At 44.8% G+C, this 25,494-nt stretch carries 6 protein-coding genes; 5 read left to right on the plus strand and 1 reads right to left on the minus strand.

Annotated features, from left to right (window positions below):
- Positions 1-37: 37 nt before the first annotated feature.
- Positions 38-1,198: a S8 family peptidase gene (locus ABXS70_RS08875; protein ID WP_342551532.1), complete on the minus strand. Its 1,161-nt coding sequence runs from the start codon at positions 1,196-1,198 to the stop codon at positions 38-40.
- A gap of 198 nt (positions 1,199-1,396) precedes the next feature.
- Here ABXS70_RS08875 and ABXS70_RS08880 point away from each other — a divergent pair, with 198 nt between their 5' ends.
- The 5 genes from ABXS70_RS08880 to ABXS70_RS08900 all read left to right on the plus strand — a co-directional run bounded on the left by ABXS70_RS08880 (position 1,397) and on the right by ABXS70_RS08900 (position 25,464).
- Positions 1,397-1,918 (plus strand): GNAT family N-acetyltransferase, encoded by a 522-nt coding sequence (locus ABXS70_RS08880; protein WP_366295328.1) that lies wholly within the window; start codon positions 1,397-1,399, stop codon positions 1,916-1,918.
- Positions 1,919-1,935: 17 nt separating this feature from the next.
- Positions 1,936-2,394: an SMI1/KNR4 family protein gene (locus tag ABXS70_RS08885; RefSeq protein ID WP_342551530.1), complete on the plus strand. Its 459-nt coding sequence runs from the start codon at positions 1,936-1,938 to the stop codon at positions 2,392-2,394.
- A 145-nt stretch (positions 2,395-2,539) separates the two neighbouring features.
- Positions 2,540-3,406 carry a Cof-type HAD-IIB family hydrolase gene (locus ABXS70_RS08890; RefSeq protein WP_366295331.1) on the plus strand — a complete coding sequence of 289 codons (867 nt, stop codon included), beginning with the start codon at positions 2,540-2,542 and terminating at the stop codon, positions 3,404-3,406.
- Between the two features lie 263 nt (positions 3,407-3,669).
- The gene (locus ABXS70_RS08895) at positions 3,670-15,600 is read left to right on the plus strand and encodes an amino acid adenylation domain-containing protein (RefSeq protein WP_366295333.1); all 11,931 of its coding nucleotides are present in this window, start codon (positions 3,670-3,672) and stop codon (positions 15,598-15,600) included.
- A gap of 36 nt (positions 15,601-15,636) precedes the next feature.
- Positions 15,637-25,464 (plus strand): amino acid adenylation domain-containing protein, encoded by a 9,828-nt coding sequence (locus tag ABXS70_RS08900; protein ID WP_366295335.1) that lies wholly within the window; start codon positions 15,637-15,639, stop codon positions 25,462-25,464.
- Positions 25,465-25,494 lie beyond the last annotated feature (30 nt).

A 25,494-nucleotide genomic window follows, 5' to 3' on the forward strand; every position in this document is an offset into this window, starting at 1 on the left:
GCAGTTGTTCTCTGCATGGAGTGACTGGATGGAGCGTTTAAGGTACTTGAAGGCTTTGATAGGCATTCAGCCGCCCGTACGTCCAATAGATCCCGGAACCGGAAACAGGGTCTGAAGCAAAACATAGTGCATCCCGGATCTGGGCATTGGTTCTGCCTTGAGCTGCGAGCAAAGCAGCAGCGCCTGCAACTTGTGGAGCTGCCATGGAAGTTCCACTTAGATAGGCGTAGGAACCCCCGAGGTAAGTGGAGAGAATGGAATCACCTGGTGCAGCCATATCGACCCAGGATCCATAGTTGGAGAAGTTGGATTTCAGATCGGACGAGTTGGTGGACGCTACGGCAATGACGTTGGGGTAAGAGGCGGGCACAACGGGAAATGACGTATTATCATTACCTGCTGCCGCAATAATGACGGCTCCGCGGTCCCAAGCATACTGCACAGCAGCCTGGAGGAAAGCATCTCCTGCTGGACCGCCCAAGCTGAGATTAACGACCTGTATGCCATTATTGGCTGCAAAAACAAGTCCGTTACCCACATTGCCAATGGTACCTTGACCGTTGTTATCCAGCACACGAATGGGCACGATGGAAGCAAGAGGGGCTGTACCCGCAATGCCTACACCGTTATTCGTAATGGAAGCGGCAATGCCTGCGGTATGGGTTCCGTGACCGTTTCCGTCTTCAGGGATGCTGTCATAATCAACGTAATCGTAGCCCGGCAGGAGCTTGGCCGCAAGTTCGGGGTGGTTTAACTGAACACCTGTATCGATGATAGCAATTTTAATTGAGCTGTTACTTTGATTGAGGTCCCATGCAGCAGGGGCATTGATTTTAGTCAGATTATACTGGTAGGGGAAGAACGGATCATTCGGGATAAATGAAGCTTCTACAAGGTAGTTTGGATGAACATGTTCAACAACGTCATGACCCTTGTACTTTTTGAGCATGCGGTGCATTTTTTGACGTGATTCTATTCGATACCAACCGAGATCCTCATATGTTTCAGCGACTTTACATTTGTTTTTGCGATGAAGGGTGTGCATCTGATCTGGTGTTGTACCTTCCTTAAACCTAATCAGCAGCTGATGGGGCGCGTGAGGATCGAATTTGCTGGCTGCTCTTTGATCAGTATAACGAAGGGTGAACCAGATGAAGATCAACATCAAAACGGCTGCAGTACCAAGCCATACCCACATTGGTTTCCCCCCTTTCCCAGTTTAGATTGTGATACGCCTTATCGTATGCGGAGTCTATCAGAATGCGCGGGCCTTCTCTCAAAATGGTCGGGAGTATAGACGGATTGATAGTTTTATTTGATTCGTATGGATAGGAGGGGCTGAAGTTGTTAAGAAGAAAGCGGCATCTCCAAATGGAGAATGAAGGGAAGTGACTTTTTGACAGAAGTTAACACCAAAGTTGTAGTAAAGCCTGTCCAGTCCCACGAGATTGAGGAGGCGATTGAGTTTGCCATGCGTGTACGCGGTGAAGTGTTTCCCATGATAGATCCGAGCGTATTACCTAAAGATTTTCAACAGTTTACCGAACATTATCTGCACCGGGAGGATGCCGTTTTTCTGATTGCCCGATTAGGCGAAGCAGGCATTGTTGGCTCCATCGGTATTGTTCCTTATGATGGACGGATTGAGGTTATTAAAGGCAGGTACTCGGATAACGCTGCAGCGGAGATTGTCAAATGTTATGTCGATCCTGCTTATCGCAGGTACGGCATCGGTTCACTGCTGGTTCAGGAGCTGGGGCGGATCGTAACCAAAATGCGCTATACCACGTTATACCTGCATACCCATCGTTTTTTGCCTGGAGCCGTTGATTTCTGGGAGCGACAGGGATTTACGTTCATTGCGGAAGAGCAGAATGAATGGCAGATTGTGCATATGGACAAATTCACAAACATTTAGATCGGAGAGATGTAGGGATGTACACGAGTCTGATTGAAAAATTGAAACATACCAAGGCTGTAAAGTGGTTTCCAAATCATCAGGTGCAGGAGAGCTGGATTGTTGAAGTCGAGCAGGAGCTGGGTTTTTCATTACCGCCTTCCTACCGATGGTGGCTTCTAAATTATGGGCAAGCGATGTTAAGCGGGACAGGGATTCTAACCATTACTTCATCAGAGCACAGAGAGTACACGGATACGGACATTCTATATATCTACAGACTTGCAGATGAACAGGCAAAGCAGGAAGGAAAGCTGGAACTGTTTATCCCGGACGAGGATGAATATTATTATTTTGATACACGAACAACGGATGAACTTGGAGAATTTAAGGTGATGCGTCTGGATTACTTTAATGGGGAACCTGAAGTGTATGCGGATTCATTTGCTGCATTTTTAGAAAAATTAATTGATCAGCGAACACCTCGAAATCCATAGTACTGTGTACTGCGGTCTTTGTGAAAGATACGAGAATACACTCGTGATATGGTGAAGCGGGCAGTTGTTAACAGAGAGTAGATCAAAAAGAATATTCAACAATATCATAAGATCATCGTAGAGATGCATACGGGGGTATAACGAGATGGACAGTATCAAACCCAAAATTGTATTTATTGATATAGACGGCACATTGGTAGATGATGACGGCAGCATTCCATTGTCAGCGCAGCAGGCATGTAAACAAGCGCGCAAGAACGGACATCTGCTTTATCTGTGCACGGGCCGCTCCAAGGCTGAAATCTATGATTCGATCTGGGAGATTGGCTTCGACGGTTTGATTGGTGCGGGCGGGGGATACGTAGAGTATGGCTCTGACGTGTTATATCATAAAAAAGTAACTGCCGAAGATGTTCGACATATGGTCGATTTCTTTAATGAACACGGCATTGACTTTTATCTTGAATCCAATTCGGCACTGTATGCAAGCACCCATCTTCAAGCTCATCTGGAACGCCGCATTTATGGTGATGTGGATAACGAACCGGCTGCCCGGGAGAAAAAAGAGACCAAACCTCACCCGTTTATTGCCGGGCTCACGTATGGTGAAGCGGATCTGTATAAGGAAGACGTCAACAAGGTATGTTTCCTGGAAAGCCCGATTGTTCCGTTTGAACGAATCAAACAGGAATTCGAAGGCAAGTTCGAAGTGATTCAGTGCACCGTACCTGTTTTTGGAGAAGGCAGCGGGGAGCTGATGATCCCGGGAATTCACAAAGCGATTGCCATTGCTGACCTGCTCGAACATCTGGGGATGTCACGTGAAGATACAATTGCGATCGGCGACGGGATGAATGATGCCGAGATGCTGGAATTCTGTGCTGTAGGTATTGCTATGGGCAATGCCAAGCCAGGGCTGAAAGAGATCGCTGATGACATCACGTACTCCGTAGAAGAAGACGGATTGTATCATAGTTTTGTGAAGCACGGGTTAATTGAAGCAATGGAATAAAGAGAACATACAATTGGATCAGAGCAGGCAAAATAGGCATCTCCTTCACTGGAGGTGTCTATTTTTTTCGATCTATAAGGGAGCAAAAATGGATATGTTTTGTCATGAGCATGTAAAAATCCACTCGTTAAAAAACTATTTTTTACCATATAGTAACAATAAATTTCTTGAAATAACATATATTTCTATGGTAAAATTTTGCAAGAAATATGTGTAACTAATTAGATAAGTCTCATAGAGATGATTCCATTTGGAGGAGAGATATGTATACCAGTCAATTTCAAACACTAGTAGACGTCATTCGCGACAGAAGCAAAATGACAGATCGGGGGATTCGTTTTATTGATTCTGATAAGATGGAAACTCTGGTTTCCTATCGTCAACTGTTGGACGAAGCTAAAGGTTATTTGGGTTATTTGCAAAGCGTCGGCATAAAACCCGGGCAGGAAATTATTTTTCAGATTCAAGAAAATAAATGTTTTTTAGTCGCATTTTGGGCTTGTTTATTGGGTGGAATGATCCCTGTACCTGTAAGTATTGGTGAAGATGAAGATCAAAATATGAAGGTATACCGTATCTGGGAATTGTTGAACGCCCCCTTTATGATTGCATCTGAAAAGGTACTGGAGAAAATGAAAAAATTCGCACTGGAACATGAACTGACGGATTTTTATCGTCACCTGCAGAAGAGAGCGGAAATCATACATGACAGGGTATACGAGTATGAGACTGTTAAATATAGTGAGCCCAAGTCAGAAGACCTGGCATTTATTCAATTTTCGTCCGGATCAACCGGTGATCCCAAAGGAGTTATGCTCACACACCGCAATTTGATATACAACGCATGTGGTGCAATCAACTGCGCAAAGATTAGTGCAAACGATAGTTTCCTCTCCTGGATGCCCCTCACCCATGATATGGGCTTGATCGGATTCCACCTCGTTCCACTTGTGGCAGGTATCAATCAGTATCTGATGCCAACGGAATTATTCATTCGAAAACCAATTCTATGGATGAAGAAAGTCAATCAGCATCAAGCCACTATCCTCTCCTCTCCTAATTTTGGTTATAAATATTTTTTGAATTTCTTTCGCGAAGACAAGGCCCAGGGATGGAATCTATCCTGTGTCAGAATCATCTATAACGGGGCCGAACCCATATTACCGGAAGTATGCGACGAGTTCCTGAATGTTTTATCAGCCTATCAGTTGAAGAAAACAGCTATGTTTACCGTATACGGATTGGCAGAAGCGTCAGTAGCCGTCTCCTTTCCTGAAACAGATAAAGAGTTCGAAGCGGTCTATGTTCACCGCGGCCATCTGAATTTTGGTGAGCATGTCATCGAAGTGGAGAAGGATGCAGCGCATGTGGCTTCGTTTGCTGTCGTTGGTCAGGCTGTTGACTACTGCCGTATTCGAATATGTGATGAGGAAATGAACCCTGTTCCGGATCGTATGATCGGTAAGATACAAATCCAGGGGGATAATGTCACTCAAGGGTACTACAATAATCCATCAGCAACCGAGAAGTTATTCACTCGCGATGGATGGGTGAATACAGGGGATCTGGGGTTTATGATGAACGGTAATCTTGTGGTGACAGGACGAGAGAAAGACATCATTTTTATTAACGGTAAAAATATATATCCCCATGACATCGAACGTGCAGCCACTCAACTGCATGAGATTGAACTCGGTAGAGTTGCCGCTTGTGGTGTATTTGATTCGAATAGTCAGAGTGAAGAAATTATTGTATTTGTCGTTTATAAAAAAAAGGTCGAACACTTTCTGCCGTTAGTCAGAGATATAAAAAAACATCTCTATATTTACGGAGGATGGAGTGTCAAGGAAGTACTGCCCATTAAAAAGTTACCTAAAACAACAAGTGGGAAAATCCAGCGTTATCAGTTAGCGAAGCAGTATGAAGCAGGAAAGTTTGCATCCGAGTCTGCGAATATCGAAGCAGCACTTGTCAATGACAAGAATAGACAAAAGGCATCCGTTTCCGTTCAAGTGCTGGAACGTGAATTACTGTCTCTCTTTGCTGAAGTGATGGTCGGAAAAAAAATTGAACTTGAGGACAGCTATTTCGATATGGGTGCCACTTCACTGCAGCTGGCGCAGATTGCTGAACGAATCGAAGAAAAATACGGAGAAGAACTGGCCGTAACAGACCTCTTTACCTATCCCTCGATAACGGATTTGGCAGGATATTTGGCTGGTGACCGACGCAGTGAACATAAAAGAGCCAATCTCGCCAAGGAATCTCAGCCATCCTCTAATGACATAGCCATTATTGGCATGTCGATGAATCTTCCCGGAGCCTCAAATGCAGATGAGTTTTGGCGTGTATTGGCAGAGGGCAGACACTTCATAAAGGATTATCCTGAACCTCGGATCAAAGACGCAGTCGATTATATCCATTCTATTCACAGCGAAATGAACGAAATGGAGTGGATCAAAGGTGGTTATTTAGATCAGATCGATCAATTTGATTATTCATTCTTTGGTTTAACCCCGAGATCCGCCCAATTTATGGACCCGAATCAACGAATGTTCCTGCAAACTGCGTGGCATACGCTTGAAGACGCGGGGTATGCAGGCGAGGAGACAAGCGGCAGCCAAGTAGGAGTGTATGTGGGATATTCCAAAGTTGGCTATGATTATGAACGCCTTATCACTGCAAATTATCCATCAGAGATCAAACATTATATTATTGGAAATCTACCATCTGTGCTGGCGAGCAGAATTGCATACTTCTTAAATTTGAAAGGCCCGGCCATAACGATAGATACAGCTTGTTCCTCTTCACTTGCTGCCGTTCACATGGCATGTAGAGGTTTGCTTGCAGGAGATTGTGAAATGGCTATTGCAGGAGGTATTCGAACCGCATTATTACCAATCAGTATCGGACTCGATATGGAGTCTCCAGATGCATTGACAAGAACGTTTAGCGAGGATGCGAACGGCACCGGATTTGCGGAAGGTGTTGGGGCAGTTATGCTGAAGCCCCTGCAGCAGGCTGTGAAGGACAAGGACCATATCTATGGCGTGATTAAAGGAAGTGCGATTAACCAGGATGGCAAAACGGTGGGAATCACAGCACCTAATCCCGAGTCACAAACGAGTGTCATTGAACACGCATGGCAGCAAGCCGGCATTACTCCGGACACACTCCACTTTATAGAAGCACATGGGACAGGAACCAAATTAGGTGATCCCGTTGAATTTAATGCTTTACGTAAGGCGTTTGAAAAATATACGGATCGGAAACAGTTCTGTGCGATCGGGTCAGCCAAGGCCAACATGGGGCATAGTTTTGAAGCGGCGGGGATCACCGGTTTAATTAAATCTGTTCTCATGTTACAGCATAGAACGATTCCGCCCTTGGTTCACTTTGACAGCCCCAATCCTGCATTGAAATTTGAATCCTCTCCTTTTTATGTGAATCAGGAATTGATGGACTTGGGTGAAGAGGAACGGCCTTTGCGAGGCGGGGTCAGTTCTTTTGGCTTCAGCGGCACTAACGCACATGTGGTTCTAGAAGAATACGTTTCATCCAAAACCGTACCCGAAGCTTCGGAGCAAGAGCCCCATCTGTTTGTGTTATCTGCTGCGAATGATCGGGCATTGAATGACCTGGTCAGAATGTATCTTCGGTACACCAGGGAGAACCGTGATGTTCGCATTCAACAGATCTGTTATACGGCAAGTAGGGGAAGAGCCAGTCTTGATTACCGGCTCGCGATCGTAATAACGAGTACGCAGGAATTGTATGAGAAATTGGAACACATTACACGCGGTGAAAATAAGCTTACAGATGTTTACTTTGGCTGTACCCCAAAAGACAGAACACTCGTTTTTGAGCATCTCTATGCACTGCCAAAGGCAGAATCCTTACGTTCATTCGGGGAACTGTTTACACGAGGCGCAGTGATTGATTGGGAGAGGTTTTATGATGGTGAAGGTATCTCCAAAATTCCTTTACCTTTATATCCATTTGAACAGAAAAGGTGTTGGATTGAAGTCAAGCAGCCGATACCTGTGACACATAGGGAAGAAAGGGACGTGCTTCCTATGGAGAAAAATATAGATGATGTGCAGTTGAAAATTAAGACAAGCATCAGTCGTGCATCCGGTCTGAAGCTGGCAGAGTTAGATGATCATGCACACTTTTTGCAGATGGGGCTGGACTCTATCATTCTTGTGCAGATCCAGAAAGAAATATCAGACGGATTTGGCCTGGACATTCCAATGGAAATGTTTTTTGAAACCCTCACGAATATCAATTCTTTAGTGCAATATGTGGCAGAAAATACGAAAGTAATGGATAGTTCCGCACACTTAGATGATGTACCAGAGCAGGAACATTCTGAGCAGCGATTTACTGCATCGGTCCCTCACACTAATCAGGTCCAATCTGCAGCGAATTCAGAGCAAGTTGTTTTGTCAGCGATTCAACTGATGGAATCCCAATTAAAAAGCCTGAATTTGCTGCTCGGCGAGCAGACGGCTGCTCGAGTAACTTCTTTGCCAATACAGCATCATGCACAGAACGAACCCCACGAAGTTAAACAACGCATAGAAGTACCGCTAAAAAGGGAAGACAATGCAATGGAAAAAGTCACATCGAATTCCGATTCCAAAGAAATCAAGCCATTTATACCGTATCAATCAATAAAAATTCAGGAAGAAAGTACATTCTCGGAGCTGCAGAACCAGTATATTGAACAATTTATAGCGAAATATACTGCTAAAACGATCGGCTCCAAGTTACAAACAGATCGCACTCGTTATGTGCACGCCAACAATCGCAATGCTGCTGGATTCCGTTCATATTGGAAGGAAATGGTGTATCCTATTATCGCAGCACGTGCTGATGGATCTAAACTATGGGATATCGATGGGAATGAATATTTGGATCTGACGATGGGATTTGGTGTAAATCTATTTGGCCATAATCCAACGTTTATCCGAAATATAATGGCCGAAAGCATTCAGGGACAGATGCCCCCGTTAGGCCCAATGTCAGACTTGGCAGGAGATGCTGCAGCCAAAATTTCGGAGTTGACGGGTGTAGAACGTGTCGCATTTTATAATTCAGGAACAGAAGCCGTCATGGTTGCGCTGCGTTTGGCGAGAGCAGTAACGGGGCGTTCCAAAGTTGTATTATTTTCCGGATCCTATCATGGTACACACGACGGCGTATTAGGTGTGGCGAATCCCGCCCAGACCCTGTCTTCTGCACTGCCCATGGCTCCTGGTATTGTCAAAAGCGCTATCGATGATTTGATCATTTTGAATTATAACCATCCGCAGTCCCTTGAACTGATTCGTCAGATGGGTGATGAATTGGCTGCGGTTCTCGTTGAGCCCGTACAGAGTCGGAGACCTGATCTGCAGCCAACCCAGTTCCTGCATGAGCTTCGAGAGATTACAGCACAATCGGGCACTGCACTTATTTTTGATGAAGTCATCACCGGATTTAGAATCGGGTTAGGCGGAGCACAGGAATGGTTTGGCGTTCAGGCTGATTTGGTCACCTATGGAAAAGTGGTTGGCGGAGGGCTGCCTATTGGCATCGTGGCGGGCAAAGCTGAATTCATGAGTGCCGTAGATGGAGGAACCTGGAACTTTGGTGATCAATCATACCCTTCAGATGCGGATAAAAAAACGTTTGTTGGTGGGACGTTCTGCACCCATCCGCTTACGATGCGAGTAACTTTAGCGGTACTGCAGCACCTTCAAGCCGAAGCAGGAACTTTATATAAAGAATTAAATGAGAGAACAGAGGATCTTGTAAATGAATTAAATGAATTTTTTAATACCTCCAATGTACCTATTCAGATGGTGAACTTCGGATCACTATTCAGGTTTATTTCCTTTGGTGACATGGAGCTGTTTTTCTACCATTTGATCCATAAAGGTTTATATATTTGGGAAGGTCGCAATTGTTTTATTTCTACGGTTCATTCCAAGGACGACATGAATACAATCATTAAGATTGTGAAAGAGACGGTCTATGATCTGCAGCAGTTGGGCTTTATTCCCGGTGCTTCGCCTGTTATGGAAGTTCCCCTGTCTTTGGACCAGAAACAATTATTACTAACTACACTGCACGGTGAAGATGCAAATGCTGCATTAAATCAGCATGTTATTTTAAAAATGAAAGGCCATATGAACCCGTCCGCTCTGGAACAGGCTGTGAATCAGATCGTGCAGCGTCATGAAGCGCTGCGAACGATCGTTCATGCAGACCGTGAAACACAGGAAATCCGAGCACTCATGGAATTTCAGTGCACGTGGCTTGATTTCACCATGTATGCCGGAGAGAAGCAGGAGCAGGAGATATCACGTTGGTTATCGAGCAATGCGAGTGAAGCGTTCAACCTGCAATCCGATGAACCTCTGTTTAGAATAACTTTGCTTAAACAGGCAGCGGATCAATATGTTATGGTGCTGACTTTTCATCACATTATTGCAGATGGCTGGTCGATCGCTCTGTTCATTCAGGAATTGGAGCAGATATATGCTGCTCTTGTTCGGGAGGTCCCGATTCGATTGGCTGAAGCCGCTCCATTCCGGGAATATTTGACCTGGCAGCGGCTTGAACATGCAAAGGGAGCGTTTGCCGAAGGAATTCAGTTCTGGAAAGATCGGTTCTCCTTGTCTTATCCACGCATCATGCTGCCAACGGAATATTCCGATGGCATGCAAAAGGGATACTCAGGTGAACGATACTCGATTAAGCTGGACCATCAATTAACCACATCCTTGCGAACTCTGAGTATAACGAAGAAAAACAGTTTGTTCGTCACGATGTTTGCAGCATTCCATTTATATTTGCATCAACTTACCGGTGAATCCCAGCTTGTTATTGGGGTACCAGCAGCGGGGCAGTCCCATATGGGGAAAAACGAACTGATGGGTAACTGTGTCAATATACTCCCTGTTCATTCTGCCGTGCTGGCGGAGCGGTCTGTTTCAGAGCATATGGTTCAGCTTAAGGAGACGCTGGCTCTTGTCATGAAGCACCAGCGCGTTCCATTACCGATGGTAACCGAGCAGCTTGCACCTATGAAGGCACCGGAGACCCGCATTTTATTTAATATGGACAGAACGATTCATCATCTCCAATTCGAGAATATGGAGACGCAGTTTATTTCGTATCCGATCAAACATATTTCTTATGATTTATTTCTCAATATTACGGATGTGGATCGTGAATTGTATCTTGATTTTGATTACAATACCGATCTGGTTGGACATGAAATGATGAAGTTGTGGTGCGAAGGATTCAAAAGCTTGCTTCAAGGCATGGTGAGCCATCCGGAAGCTGAAATCTCATCTTTATCATTATTTTCAGATCAGCAGCAGGTGCAGCTGCATGATATGTACAGTCAGTTTAAAACTGAGCATGCTGCTGGCGTTAGGCGTACTGCCGAGTTTGTGTATCCGGCTAACGGTATTGAACAAAAGCTGGCGCAGATTTGGGAGGACGTATTGTCCGTGAATCAAGTGGGCAGGAATGATCACTTTTTTGATCTCGGAGGAAATTCGCTTCAGGCCACCTTGATGCTCTCCAAAGTCCATCAGCAGTTTCAGCAGCAGATTTCGATCGTTCAATTATTCAAGAATAAACGACTGAATGAGCTTGCCAGTCTGATTACAGGGGAGAGTGATAGTACACTCGTTCCGATTAAACCGGTTGACATCAAAGCGTTTTACGAGACTTCTCCCGCACAACAACGAATCTATTTTCTGGATCAATTTGAACCGAACAGTGTGTTTCAGAATATGTGCGGTCATCTCACGGTCAGAGGACATATCGATGAAGCTGGATTGATTGGTGCATTAGAACAAATTGTGCAGCGTCACGAAGCTTTTCGTACAAGTTTTCATTTGATTGATGGAGAGCTTTATCAAACCATCGCACCTTCCATTGAGTTTCAAGTGAAACGATCAGAACTGAGTCAAGATTCATTGGACCAGCAGGTTAAGTCGTTTACGAGACCATTTGACTGCTCACAAGCTCCATTAATACGTGCCGAATTCATTCGTGCAGATGCGGATCATGCTGAGATTCTAATTGAGATGCATCATATTATATCGGATGGGTATTCGGTGGGTATTCTTGCTAATGAACTTATTGATATATATGAAGGAAAAAGCATGCCGGAGATCAAGGTTGAATACAAGGACTTTACCGCCTGGCAGAAAGACTACATGGCAGGTGACGCCTACAAAGAGCAGGAGAAATACTGGCTGGATCAATTCAGCGGGGAAATCCCTTATTTGAATCTGCCTACCGATTTTGTTCGAACACCTCACTTGACTTCGGCGGGGTCAAGGCTGTCATTTGTTCTGGAACCGCATTTGAAAGAATCTTTGGAGCGACTCGCCAAACAGACGGGCACCACGCTGTTTATGGTGTTGTTGGCAGCGTATAATGTGCTGCTTCATCGATATACGGCCCAAGAGGATATTATTTTAGGAACGCCAACATCCGGAAGAAATCATCCGGATGTCGAGCATATGATCGGCGTCTTTATTCAGACGGTGGCAGTTCGATCACAGCCTGCCGCGAATAAGTCATTTCGATGCTATCTTGAAGAGATCAAAAATCAATCTCTGGATGCACTCGCTAACCAAGACTATCTTTTTGACCATCTAGTCGAGAAGTTAAACACGCATCGTGAGACGACGGGAACGGCACTATTTAATACCATGTATCTTTTTCAAAATACAGCATTGAACCAAAGAAAGAAAAAGGACTGTCATTTCAAGGTGAGAGAGATTAACGTCGGCGTATCCTTGTATGATCTGATGTTCGTTGTCGAAGATGATAATGAGGGCCTGGAGATGCATTTGAATTACAAGACAGATCTGTTTGAACGAAGCACCATTGAACGCATGAAGACACATCTGCTTCATATCCTCAGAGACATCGTAATCAAACCGGATATGTTATTGTCCGATATTCAAATGCTGTCTGAACAAGAGCAGTACGTCCTTTTACATGAATTTAACGACAATGCCATGGACTATTCTCGAGAATATACCATTCAGGAAAGATTCGAGGCACAGGTCGCAAGGACACCTGACCAATTGGCCGTTAGTTATGGTGATCAGCGATTAACGTATCGTGAATTGAATGAACGGGCGAATCAACTGGCCCATACGCTGAGAGCTGAAGGTGTGGGTGCGGACCAACTCGTAGGCATCATGACAGATCGCTCCATGGACATGATCGTTGGCATCTTTGGCATTTTAAAAGCAGGCGGGGCGTATGTTCCGCTTGATCCGGAATCTCCCGAAGATCGTATGCAGCATATGCTGCGTGACTCAGGAGCAAAGTTGTTAGTTGTGCAGAAGCACCTCAAACAAAGGGTGTCTTTTGATGGCAAAATAATCGATTTAAACGATGAAAAAACATATGCATCTGAGCTCTCCAACTTGAAGGCGACAGGCGATTTCAGAAGCTTAGCTTATGTAATCTATACTTCAGGTACAACGGGTATGCCGAAAGGTGTGATGATCGAACACGCTCAAGTTGTTCATCTGGTTACTTCGCTGTACAGCCAGGTCATTGATGAGCCGAATAGGGGTCTGCACATTGCTGTGCTGGCACCTTATTATTTCGATGCATCGGTGAAGCAGATTTTTGGCGCGCTGCTGTCCGGACATGCTTTGTTTGTCGCGGACAGGGAAGTGGTAGGAGATGGACAAGAACTAATAAATTTTTACAAGCGGTATCGAATTGATCTGACCGATGGTACACCTGCGCACTTGAAATTGCTCAGCAGGGCAAAAGACGTGCAGGGAATCTCGTTAAAATATATGCTCATTGGCGGAGAGGCTCTTTCTCAGCAAAGTGCAGCTGAATTAAATACGTTGTTCACGCTTAGCTATGCAGCACCACCAACGATTATAAACGTGTATGGTCCGACCGAATGTTGTGTCGATGCTGCGGCTTACCGTATCGGTCCGGAGGAGCTTCAGACAGAAAATAGACGAGATCATCTGCCGATTGGCCGAGCATTAGGAAACAACCGCTTGTATGTATTGAACAAACATGAACAAGTTCAGCCAATAGGTGTTGTAGGAGAACTATGTATTTCCGGCGACGGTGTAGGCAGAGGGTATTTGAACCTGCCCGAGCTGACGGCAGAGAGATTCGTACGTGATCCTTTTGTACAAGGTGCGACCATGTATAAAACTGGAGATATGGTCAGATGGCTGCCGGACGGCATTATGGAGTATCTGGGACGAATCGATCATCAAATTAAGATCCGCGGTTACCGGATTGAAGTGGGCGAAGTGGAAGCAGCTTTGTTACATGTACCCGGTGTGAAAGAAGCGATCGTTACGGCGCATGAGGATACAGACGGGGACAAATCTCTATGTGCTTACTTCACTGCGGATTTCGAACAAACCGCTGCAGCGTTGAAACAGACTCTCTCCACCATGCTGCCCAATTATATGGTTCCAGCTTACTTTATACAGCTGCAAAAGATGCCTCTGACATCTAACGGGAAGGTTAATCGCCGTTTACTTCCGCCTCCGCTGGAAAATATGCTGACGGGAAGTGACTATATTGAAGCCCGAACAAGCACAGAAAAAGCGCTACTGCCCATTTGGAAGGATGTACTTGGTGTAGATAAAATCAGTATAAAAGACAGTTTCTTTGATATAGGTGGCAATTCCTTACGCGCAACAAAGCTGGCTTACAAAATTCATCAAAACCTGAGTATTCGTATCTCGGTCAGAAACGTCTTTGAATGGCAGACGATGCAGCAAATGGCCCAGTCTATAGATCAGATGGAGCAGCAGGCTAACCGGTCCATTCCTCAAGCAGCAGAAAAAGAATATTATCCTATTTCTTCTGCACAGATGAGGATGTACATTATGAGCATTAAATCCGGTGAGGAACTCATATACAACATGTCAGGCATGTTCAGAATGGAAGGAAAGCTCGATCGGACAAGATTAGAAGAAGCTTTCCAGCAGTTAGTAGATCGTCATGAATCTCTTCGGACAGCTTTCAAAGTTATCCATGGAGAGCCCAAACAAATCATATATCCTGAGGTGAAATTTGTTATTGAGTCTATCCAGGCAGCGGAACACGACCTGGAAGATCAAGTGCAGCAGTTTATTCGCATATTTGATCTCGGACAAGCACCGCTTATGAGAGCTGGACTGATTGAACTTCAACAGGACTGCCATGTACTGCTGGTTGATCTGCATCATATTATTGCTGATGGATTATCTGTGCAGATTCTAATGACCGAACTCAGCAAGTTATATTGCGGAGAAGAGTTATCTCCTCTTCGAATCCAATATAAGGATTATGCGGAGTGGCAGCAGAGCGAGCTTCAAAGCGATTGGATGAAAAAGCAGGAGCAGTATTGGCTCGAGGTTTTCAATGAGGAGATTCCGCTGCTGGAACTGCCAACAGATTATGAAAGACCTGACACGCTTCGTTATGAGGGAGATCGTTTGGACATTGTGGTGAAAGATGACATCGCTGCAGGGTTGAGAGAATTAGAGGTTCAGACAGGAACAACATTATACATGATTCTGCTCGCGGCTTATACCATTCTGTTATCTAAATATAGTGGACAAGAAGATATCATCGTGGGTATGCCGATTGCGGGAAGAACACATGCGGAGCTGGAGCCGGTGATGGGCATGTTCGTAAATACACTGGCTGTTCGCAATCAGCCTGCGGGCGATAAAACTTTTGCAGCATATCTGCTGGAAGTCAAAGAAAATATGCTGAACGCTTATGAAAATCAGGATTATCCATTCGAGGAATTGATCAAAAAAATTGATCTGACCAAGGATGCACGGCGAAATCCGTTGTTCGACACGATGTTTGTACTGCAGAATACAGGCTCGTCAGAACTGCAAATGGATGGTATCACCTGTCAGCCTTACGCTCCCAATAATTATGTGTCCAAGTTCGATTTAACGCTGTATGTCACCCAGTCAGATCATCGATTGGAAGCCGTTTTTGAATACAGCACAGTTCTGTTTGAGAAAACAGCGATTGAAGCCATGTCACAAAATTTGCTGCTGATTCTGACAACGATATGCCTTGAACCTCATAAGGAAATCAAACACATTAAATTAAATGAAGAAGACATGGATGATCATTCGCTGACCGAGCTGATGGAGATGGATTTTTTCTGAATGAGCCTAAATTATAAATAGTGATCGGGGTGCCGTATGTCTATATTTAAGAAACAAGAATTGTATTGGGCAGGCCGATTTGAAGAAGAAGATGTTCTTGTTCATCTGCCGTATTGCCGGATAGATTCCAAACATACAGATGATCCACAACATGCAAATTTTATTGATAAGAAGATGTCCGTTGACGTTTCTAATCAAATCATGTCGATTTCCAGAAATATCCCCAAGGCTGTGTACACCCTATTGTTAGCTGGAGTTCAATGTCTGTTATACAAATACACGAATGAAAGCACCATCATTATGGGCATGAGAGCGATGGAAGAGCACGAGGGGGATTTATCCCCCTCGAATAAGGTTCTTCTCTTAAAAAATAATATCGATTCGGCGATGTCTTTCAAATCGGTATTGAATCAAATGAAGATCAGTTTTAGTGAAGCTGTTCAGCACCAACGCATTCCTTTCCGAAAAATGGTTGAACGTTTAAATATCCAATATGACTCCAACCATGTGCCTATGATCCATACGTTAGTTTCATACGGGGAAGCTCGGACGATTCCCGATGAGAATAACGTAAGAGCAGCGACCATGTTTCACTTCGAACTGGAGAACGATGTTGTTCGTTTGAAATTAGTTTATGATGCAGAGCGTTATGACCGAGATTACATGCTGCAGGCTGCAGAGCATCTGGATCAGTTATTCGCTATTATGTTGAACCAGCCCGATCTGGAGCTGCGTCAAGTCGATATGTTATCCGCATCTCAACGGAACAAGCTGTTATTTGATTTTAACGATACAAGTATGAGATATTCGCGCAGCAAGACGATGCATCAACTATTTGAAGAACAGGTGGAGCAAACACCGGATTATCCTGCAGTGGTATTTGAAAACAAATCCCTAACGTACAGGGAATTAAATCAGCAATCCAACCGATTGGCCCGGACCCTTCAAGCGAAAGGGCTGCAGACAGGGCAGTTCGTTGGCATTATGGCAGAGCGCTCGCTGGAGATGATTGTAGGATTATTCGGTATTCTGAAAGCCGGAGGAGCTTACGTTCCCATCGATCCGGAATCTCCGGCAGATCGTATTCAGTTCATTCTTAAGGATTCAGAAGCGGCTTGGCTGCTGTATCAAAATCATCTGCAGAAACCTGAACAATATGCAGGGTTATGTGTCACGCTGGATGCTGAAGCTCATGGTAATAACGATGATATGAATTTGGAGCAGACGGCCCGTGCAGATGATCTGGCATATGTAATCTATACGTCAGGGACGACAGGCAATCCCAAGGGGGTCATGATTGAACACGCCAGCATTGTAAATTCATTGCAGTGGAAATCGGATTTTTATCATTTTAGCGGGAATGATCGGGTATTAATGCTGAATCCCTTCGTATTTGATTCGTTCATCACTCATTTTTTTGGTCCGATCATCTCGGGGTCAACCGTGTACTTATTAAACGGGCAGGAATGCAAAGACGCAGTGGCCATTAATTCGATCATCAAAAAACAGGCAATTACGCACATTCAAAGCCCGCCGAGTTTCTTGATGACCCTCCTGGAACAAGCGAAAGCAGAGGAATGGGCTTCGATGAAAAATGTAGTGGCTGCGGGAGAGAGGATTGTGCCTTCGTTGATCCAACGATTGAACCGCATCAATCCTCGGATCGAGGTGTGCAACGAGTATGGACCGACTGAAAATAGTGTCGTATCCACCATTCTTTTGATTAATTCCCCGGAGCAGTATATTTCTATTGGGAAGCCGATTGCAAACAATAGAGTCTACATTTTAGGTGAACACCATGACCTGCAGCCTGTAGGAGTTCAGGGAGAATTATGTGTGGCGGGAGCAGGACTTGCCAGAGGATACCTGAACCGTCCTGACCTGACGGCGGAGAAGTTCGTTAATGATCCTTTTGTGCCAGGAGCCAAGATGTACAGGACGGGGGACTATGCAAGATGGCTGCCCGACGGAAATATCGAATATATCGGAAGAATGGACCATCAAGAGAAAATCCGTGGTTACCGGATTGAACTTGGTGAAGTAGAGGCAGCTCTTCTAAATATAAGCAGGATTCAAGAGGCGATCGTGCTGGCTATAGAGGATGAAGCGGGCGCGAAGCAGTTATGTGCGTATTTCGTGGGAGCGGGCGCGATGACCATTACAGAGCTGCGGGACGACCTGTCCCTGCAGCTGCCAAACTATATGATTCCGTCCTATTTTGTACAACTGGATCAGATGCCGCTTACGTCCAATGGAAAGGTGGATCGTAATGCACTGCCTTCTCCCAAAGATTATATGTTAAAGGGAATGCAGTATGAAGCGCCGCGGACCGTTCTGGAAAAACAGCTGGCATCCATCTGGGAAACTGTGCTGGGCGTGCAGCATATCGGGCTTCTGGATAATTTTTTCGAACTGGGCGGAGATTCAATCAAATCCATACAGGTCTCTTCGAGGCTGTACCAAGCTGGTTATCAGGTGCAGATGGATCATCTGTTTAAGAACCCGACCATTGCAAGCTTGATCCCATATGTTCAACCTGTAAGCTCGATGTCAGAGCAGGGAACAACCACAGGCCAAGTGCTGTTGACTCCTATCCAGCATTGGTTTTTCGAACAGTACAAGGTGGATCGTTATCATTATAATCAGTCCATTATGCTGTATCGGCAGGAAGGTTTTGAGGAGGCGCTGCTTGGCCGTGTATTCGATAAATTGATTGAGCATCATGATGCACTTCGCATGGTGTATCGTCAAACGGAACAAGGGTATGAGGCGTGGAATCAAGGACTGGAACAGCAAAAAACGTTATATACACTTGACGTGATGGATTACAGGTCGGCAGCAGATCCATCTCTGCAAATCACAGCGAAAGCAAATGAACTTCAGCGTATGCTCGGATTGGAACAAGGCCCTTTAATAAAGCTGTGTGTGTTTCAGTGTGCTGACGGTGATCATCTATTCATTGTAATCCATCATCTGCTTATCGATGGGGTTTCATGGAGAGTTCTGATTGAAGATATATCGAAGAGCTATGAACAAGTAAGTCGTGAAAAACCGATGCAGCTGCCGCCCAAAACAACTTCGGTTCAGTTATGGTCGGAACAGCTGCAGTTGTACGCGGACAGCGAAGGCATGAAACAAGAACTGGACTACTGGAGTGAAGTCGAACAAACATCCTTTAAGCCACTGCCGACCGATTTCAGAACGAAAGATGCTTTGGAAAAGGACAGCGAGCAGCTTACCATAGAATGGACGACAGCGGAAACGGAGCAGCTGTTGAAACATGCCAATCGTGCATATAACACCGAGATGAACGATCTCCTGCTCAGCGCACTAGGCATGTCGATATATCAATGGACGGGTATGGATCAGGTTCTTGTGAATCTGGAGGGACATGGCAGAGAGTCTATCATTCCGGACCTGGATATTACACGAACAGTGGGATGGTTTACGAGCCAATACCCGGTTGTGCTTGATATGAGAGGCCTATCTAATGTATCTCAGCTTATCAAGACAACCAAAGAAAACCTCCGCAGCATCCCTAATAAAGGGATTGGGTATGGGATATTAAGATATTTGAGCACTTATGCCAAAGAATCTCCACTGACCCTGAATCCTGAAATTAGTTTTAACTATTTGGGACAATTTGACCAGGATCTGCAGCATAGCGGAATGCACATGTCTCCTTATTCGTCTGGGACTGATGCAAGTGAGAATCACAGAAGAAATGTTCTTATTGACATCAATGCTTTAATTGTGGAAGGAAAACTGTCGTTATCCTTAAAGTACAGCCATACACAATATCGAAAAGAAACGATGGAGCTGGTGGCAGCGTACTTTAAAAATCATTTGCAGGAAATAATGATGCACTGCGTCACAAAAGAGAAACCGGAACTAACTCCAAGTGATCTGTCGTTAAAAGGAATGACCATGGAAGAGTTGGAAGGTCTGGTTCGCGAATCTGAATCTATCGGTGAAATCGAAGACATATATGCGCTGTCTCCGATGCAGAACGGGATGTTTTTCCATAATATTCTTCATTCCAGTTCTGAAGCTTACGTGCTTCAAACGACGCTGAATCTTCATGGTTTATTAGACGTGACAGCATTTGAGAGAAGTTTGGATGAATTGATAGAGCGTCATTCGATTCTGAGAACGAACTTTCACAGCCGATGGAAAAACGGTCCCCTGCAGGTCGTTTACCGTCATAAATCAAACGGGATTTTATACGAAGATTTGCGTGAGATGAAGGAAAAAGATCGCGAAGCATACGCGGCAGCTTATACGAGGGAAGATAAAAGAAAAGGTTTTGATCTGGCTCAAGATGTGTTGATGCGGATTTCGATCCTGCAGATGCATGATCAAACCTATCGTTTCATCTGGAATTACCATCATATTCTAATGGATGGCTGGTGTCTGTCTCTTGTGATCCAGGAGCTGTTCGATGGTTATTTTGCGATTCTGGAACAACGAAGACGGGAGGAGCAGGCAGCTGCACCTTACAGACATTATATTGAATGGCTGGATAAACAGGATCATGAAGCATCTCTGAAATACTGGAGTGACTACCTGCAGGGTTATGAGGAACAAACGGCTTTGCCGAAAAAGCATAAGGTTTCAAAGAGCAGTGCATATCATTCAGAAAATCTCATTTGCACACTGAGTCAGGAATTAACACGGCGTATTACACATGTCGCAAGTCAGAATCAGGTAACGCTGAATACGTTAATGCAGACGGCTTGGGGACTGCTGCTGCAGAAATACAACAGCAGTCAAGATGTCGTATTCGGAAGTGTAGTATCAGGCAGACCTGCGGAGATCCCTGGAGTTGAACGCATAATTGGCCTGTTTATTAATACCATCCCTGTGCGGATTCAGGCGCAGGGAAACGAAACATTTGCAGCGATGTTGAAACGAAATCAGGAGCAGGCTGTCGCTTCACACCCACATGAAACGTTTCCGTTGTATGAGATTCAAGCGGAAACCACACAAAAACAAAATTTAATCGATCACATTCTCATATTTGAGAATTATCCTGTACAAGGCATTACCGAACGGTTTGGGGATCAGGAGCAGACAGCTCTTCAAATTACGAACGTAGAAGCAGATGAACAAACCAATTACGATTTCAACCTGATTATCAAACCAGGCCAATTGCTGAAATGTATGTTTTATTACAATGGCAGTGTCTATGATCGGGCAGGTATAGAACGGATTCAAGGTCACTTGATTCAACTGCTGGAGCAGGTGGTGAACAACCCGAATATTCCGATCGACGATATAGACCTGATGACAGCACAGGAAAAAGCCCAGATCTTAGAGTCTTTCAATGATACCAAGGCCGCATATCCAATGGATAAAACAATCCATGCACTGTTTGAGGACCAGGTGGAACGAACTCCTGAACACGTCGCGGTTGTATTCGAAGGTGAGCAGCTGACCTATCAGACACTGAACAGAAAAGCCAATCAATTGGCAAGAACACTGCATGCCAAAGGAATTCAACAGGATCAGTTAATTGGTATTATCGCTGAACGTTCCTTGGATATGGTGGTGGGAATTCTTGCGATTTTGAAAGCGGGGGGTGCATATGTACCGATTGATCCTGAATACCCAGCGGATCGTGTGAATTACATGCTTGCGGATTCAGGTATACGTGTACTGCTGCTGCAGAGCCATCTGCAGGAACGGATTTCTTTTGCAGGAGAAGTCATCTGTCTCGATGATCTGACCGCATATCATGAAGAGGATGCCAACCTGGGATGGAGTGTCAGCCCGACAGGACTCGCCTACGTGATCTATACTTCAGGAACGACGGGTAAGCCCAAAGGCACATGCATTGAACATAAAAACGTAGTTCGATTGCTGTTCAACAGCCAAAACAGGTTTGATTTTAAATCCTCGGATACTTGGACGCTGTTCCATTCCTTTTGCTTTGATTTCTCGGTATGGGAAATGTACGGTGCCCTGCTCTATGGTGGAAAGCTCGTTATAGTACCCCAAATGACCGCCAGAAGTCCACAGCATTTTTTACAATTGTTAAGAGACGAGCAGGTCACTATTTTGAATCAAACACCAACGTATTTCTACCATCTTCTGCAGGAGGAATTGGGAGGCCGCGGAGGAAGTCTGAATTTAAGAAAAGTGATTTTCGGCGGGGAAGCTCTTAATCCGGCTTTGTTAAAAAACTGGAGAGAGAAATATCCACTCATTCAGTTAATTAATATGTATGGTATAACGGAAACTACCGTTCATGTAACGTACAAGGAAATCACTGAAATGGAGATAGAAGCGGGAAAGAGCAACATTGGTCAACCGATCCCGACGCTGCAAACCTTTATTTTGAACACACGTCAGCAGCTGCAGCCGATTGGAGTTCAAGGAGAGTTATATGTCGCAGGAGAAGGGCTGGCCAGAGGCTATTTGAACCGACCCGAGTTGACTTCAGCGAAATTCGTAGAGCATCCATGGATTACTCAAGGCAGGATGTACCGAACCGGAGATGCCGCCAGATGGCTGCCGGATGGAAATATTGAATACTTGGGACGGATCGATCATCAGGTGAAAATTAGAGGTTATCGAATTGAACTGGGTGAAGTGGAAACGGCTGTGCTGAACATAGAAACGATCCAGGAAGCGGTCGTCATCGCCCATGACAATGAGGACGGATCGAAGCAATTATGCGCTTATTGGAAAGGCAGCAGCGAATTGACGGCCAAGGAAATCAGAGCAGCATTAGCTCATGAAATCCCGGACTACATGATCCCGTCATATTTTGTTCAATTAGAGCACATTCCGTTAACTTCTAACGGCAAGGTTGACCGGAAGGCACTGCCTTTGCCTTCACCACAGGAACGCATAGATCAGACTGCCGAATATGCGGCACCGCAAAACCCGGTGGAACAAGCGATCATTACTGCTTGGGAAGCTGTGCTCGGAACTCAGAGAATCAGCAGATCAGATCATTTCTTTGAACTGGGCGGAGATTCAATCAAGTGTATTCAAGTGGCATCAAGACTGCTTCAATCAGGATATAAAGTGGAAATGAAGCACTTTTTCGCCTATCCGACTGTGGCGGAATTAAGTGAACATGTTACATCTGTGAACTCTTCTTATGATCAAGGGGAAGTTACAGGGGAAGTTATGCTTACCCCTATTCAGCACTGGTTCTTTGACCAAAACATGACAGATGCACATCACTACAACCAGGAAATGATGTTTTTCCGCAAAGATGGGTTCGATACTGGCTTCGTCCACAGCATCATGAACAAAATCATGAGGCAGCATGATGCACTTCGTATCTTCTATCGGCAGATTCCCGAAGGTGGGTATGAGGGTTGGAACCGAGGGATAGAGGAAGACGGATTATATAGTCTGGATATCTTTGACCTGAAGAATGAAGCGGATCCGGCACCTTTGGTTGAAAATAAAGCAAAAGAAATCCAGAGCAGCTTGGATCTCTCTTACGGTCCATTGATCAGACTTGGCCTATTTCAATGTGCTGAAGGTGATCATCTGCTCATAGCCATTCATCATCTGGTGATTGACGGAGTATCCTGGCGTATTTTATATGAAGATATTCAAACGGGGTATGAACAGTTCGTTAGGGGAGAGGAAATTCAGCTTCCACAAAAAACGACATCGTATAAACAATGGGCGGAAGAGCTGTCTGCCTTTTCCGACCAGCCGATGATGAAGCAGGAGTATTCCTACTGGCGTGCTCTGGATCAGGTTGAAGTCAATCCGCTGCCTAAAGATATGAATTGTAATGACACGATTGGGAAAGACAGCGAAACGATTACGATCTATTGGACAGCGGAGGAAACGGAGCAGTTGTTAAAACAGACTCATCATGCGTACCATACGGAAATTAATGATATACTGCTGACGGCTCTGGGGATGGCTGTTCATGATTGGACAGGGATGGATAAAATTCTTGTAAACCTGGAGGGGCACGGCAGAGAAGATATCCTACCAGAGCTGGATATTACGCGTACAGTGGGATGGTTTACGAGCATGTACCCGGTGATCCTTCGGGTGGAATCCGAGGCAGATATATCAAGACGAATCAAGGTCGTCAAGGAAGGACTGCGTCAGATCCCCAATAAAGGGATGGGATACGGAATTTTGAGGTACTTGTCACAGGGAGATGCAGCAGAGAAATTTAAAGTCAATCCCGAAATCAGTTTTAATTATATGGGGCAGGTAAATCAGAATTCGAAGCAGGACGGTATTGGATTTTCAGCATATTCCAGCGGCCCGTCCGTCAGTGCGAACAACAAGAGACCGTTTGTGCTTAATCTCAATGCTATCGTTATAGAGGGGAGAATGTCGCTGTCCATCAGTTACAGTCAGAAACAGTATCAACCGGAAACGATGGAGCAGCTGGCCGGTTATTATAAGGATAATCTTCGTAAAGTAATGGAGCACTGCATAAGTAAAGAACAACCTGAACTTACCCCGAGTGATCTTTCACTGAAAAGATTAACAATAGACCAATGGGATCAAATGGTGGAATATACCCGGAGCATCGGTCTTATCGAGAATGTATATCCGCTGACTCCTCTGCAGAAGGAGATGCTGTTCGAAAGTGAACGGAATCCCCTTTCCGGTGCGTACTTTGTACAAATTTTGTTTGAGATGCGCGGCGATCTGCACACGGCCTCTTTTGCACAGAGCCTGGATCGCTTAATGCAGCGGCATGCGATATTAAGAACGAATTTTTATTCCGGTTTGCTGGATGTGCCTCTTCAAATTGTGTATCAGGAGAAGACATTCGAATTTAAATTTGAGGATGTAACAGGCAAGAGTGAACTGCAGTGCAAAACGATTATTGATCAATATATCGAGCAGGATCAGGCCAGAGGTTTTGACTTGCAAAATGATTCACTTATACGGATGGCTGTTATACAAACAGCTCCTGAGAAATATCAGGTCATCTGGGGTTTTCATCATATTTTGATGGATGGCTGGTGCATGTCACTTATAAGTAAAGAGATTTTTGAAAATTATTTTGCAATTCGGGAACATCGAAAACCTGAAATGACCCTGTTAACACCATATAGTAATTTCATTGAATGGTTGGAGCGGCAGGATCATGAGGGAGCGATAGCTTACTGGAGTCGTTATCTGGAAGGATATGAGGGTCAAACGGGATTACCGGGGGGGAAAACAAAGTCTCGACATGAAAGGCAGGATTCCAGAACGTTAAACTGCCATCTGGATGAGGAACTGGTTCAGCATATGAAACAACTTGCGGAGCAGCAGCAGGTGACCCTGCATACGTTTGTGCAGACCGCGTGGGGTATACTGCTGCAGCAGTATAATGAAAGTAAAGATGTTGTATTTGGCAGTGTTGTATCGGGCAGACCAGCTGCCATTCCTGGAATTGAGAGTATGATCGGACTATTTATTAACGCAATTCCCGTCCGTATCCGCGCAAAGGATGAAGACTCCTTTATAACGCTGCTGCAAAGGACACAGGCACAAGCTGTGGAATCACATGCATATGATACGTACTCGTTACATGATATTCAAAATCTTACCGAGCAGCCTGCTTTAATTAACCATGTTGTTGTATATCAAAATTTTCCGGTACAGGATCGGATGGAGGAGCTGGGCCAAAAAGGTGAAGTGCCGCTTGAAATTACGAATGTTGGAGGAACCGAGCATAATAGTTTCGATTTTACGTTAATTGTTAAACCTCATGAGCAAATGAAAATGATATTAATGTACAACGCCAAGGTATACGATCTCACGACAGTAGAACAGATTCAGAAACACTTTATTTCTATGGTTCAGCAGGTGGTAACGAACCCGGAAGTTCTCATTAGCGACCTTGACTTGATTACTTCGAAAAGTTATTAAAGCATCGATCAGCCCAAACAGCTCTGGTTC

Origin of the sequence: Paenibacillus sp. AN1007 (assembly GCF_040702995.1) — a bacterium.
GTDB lineage: Bacteria > Bacillota > Bacilli > Paenibacillales > Paenibacillaceae > Paenibacillus.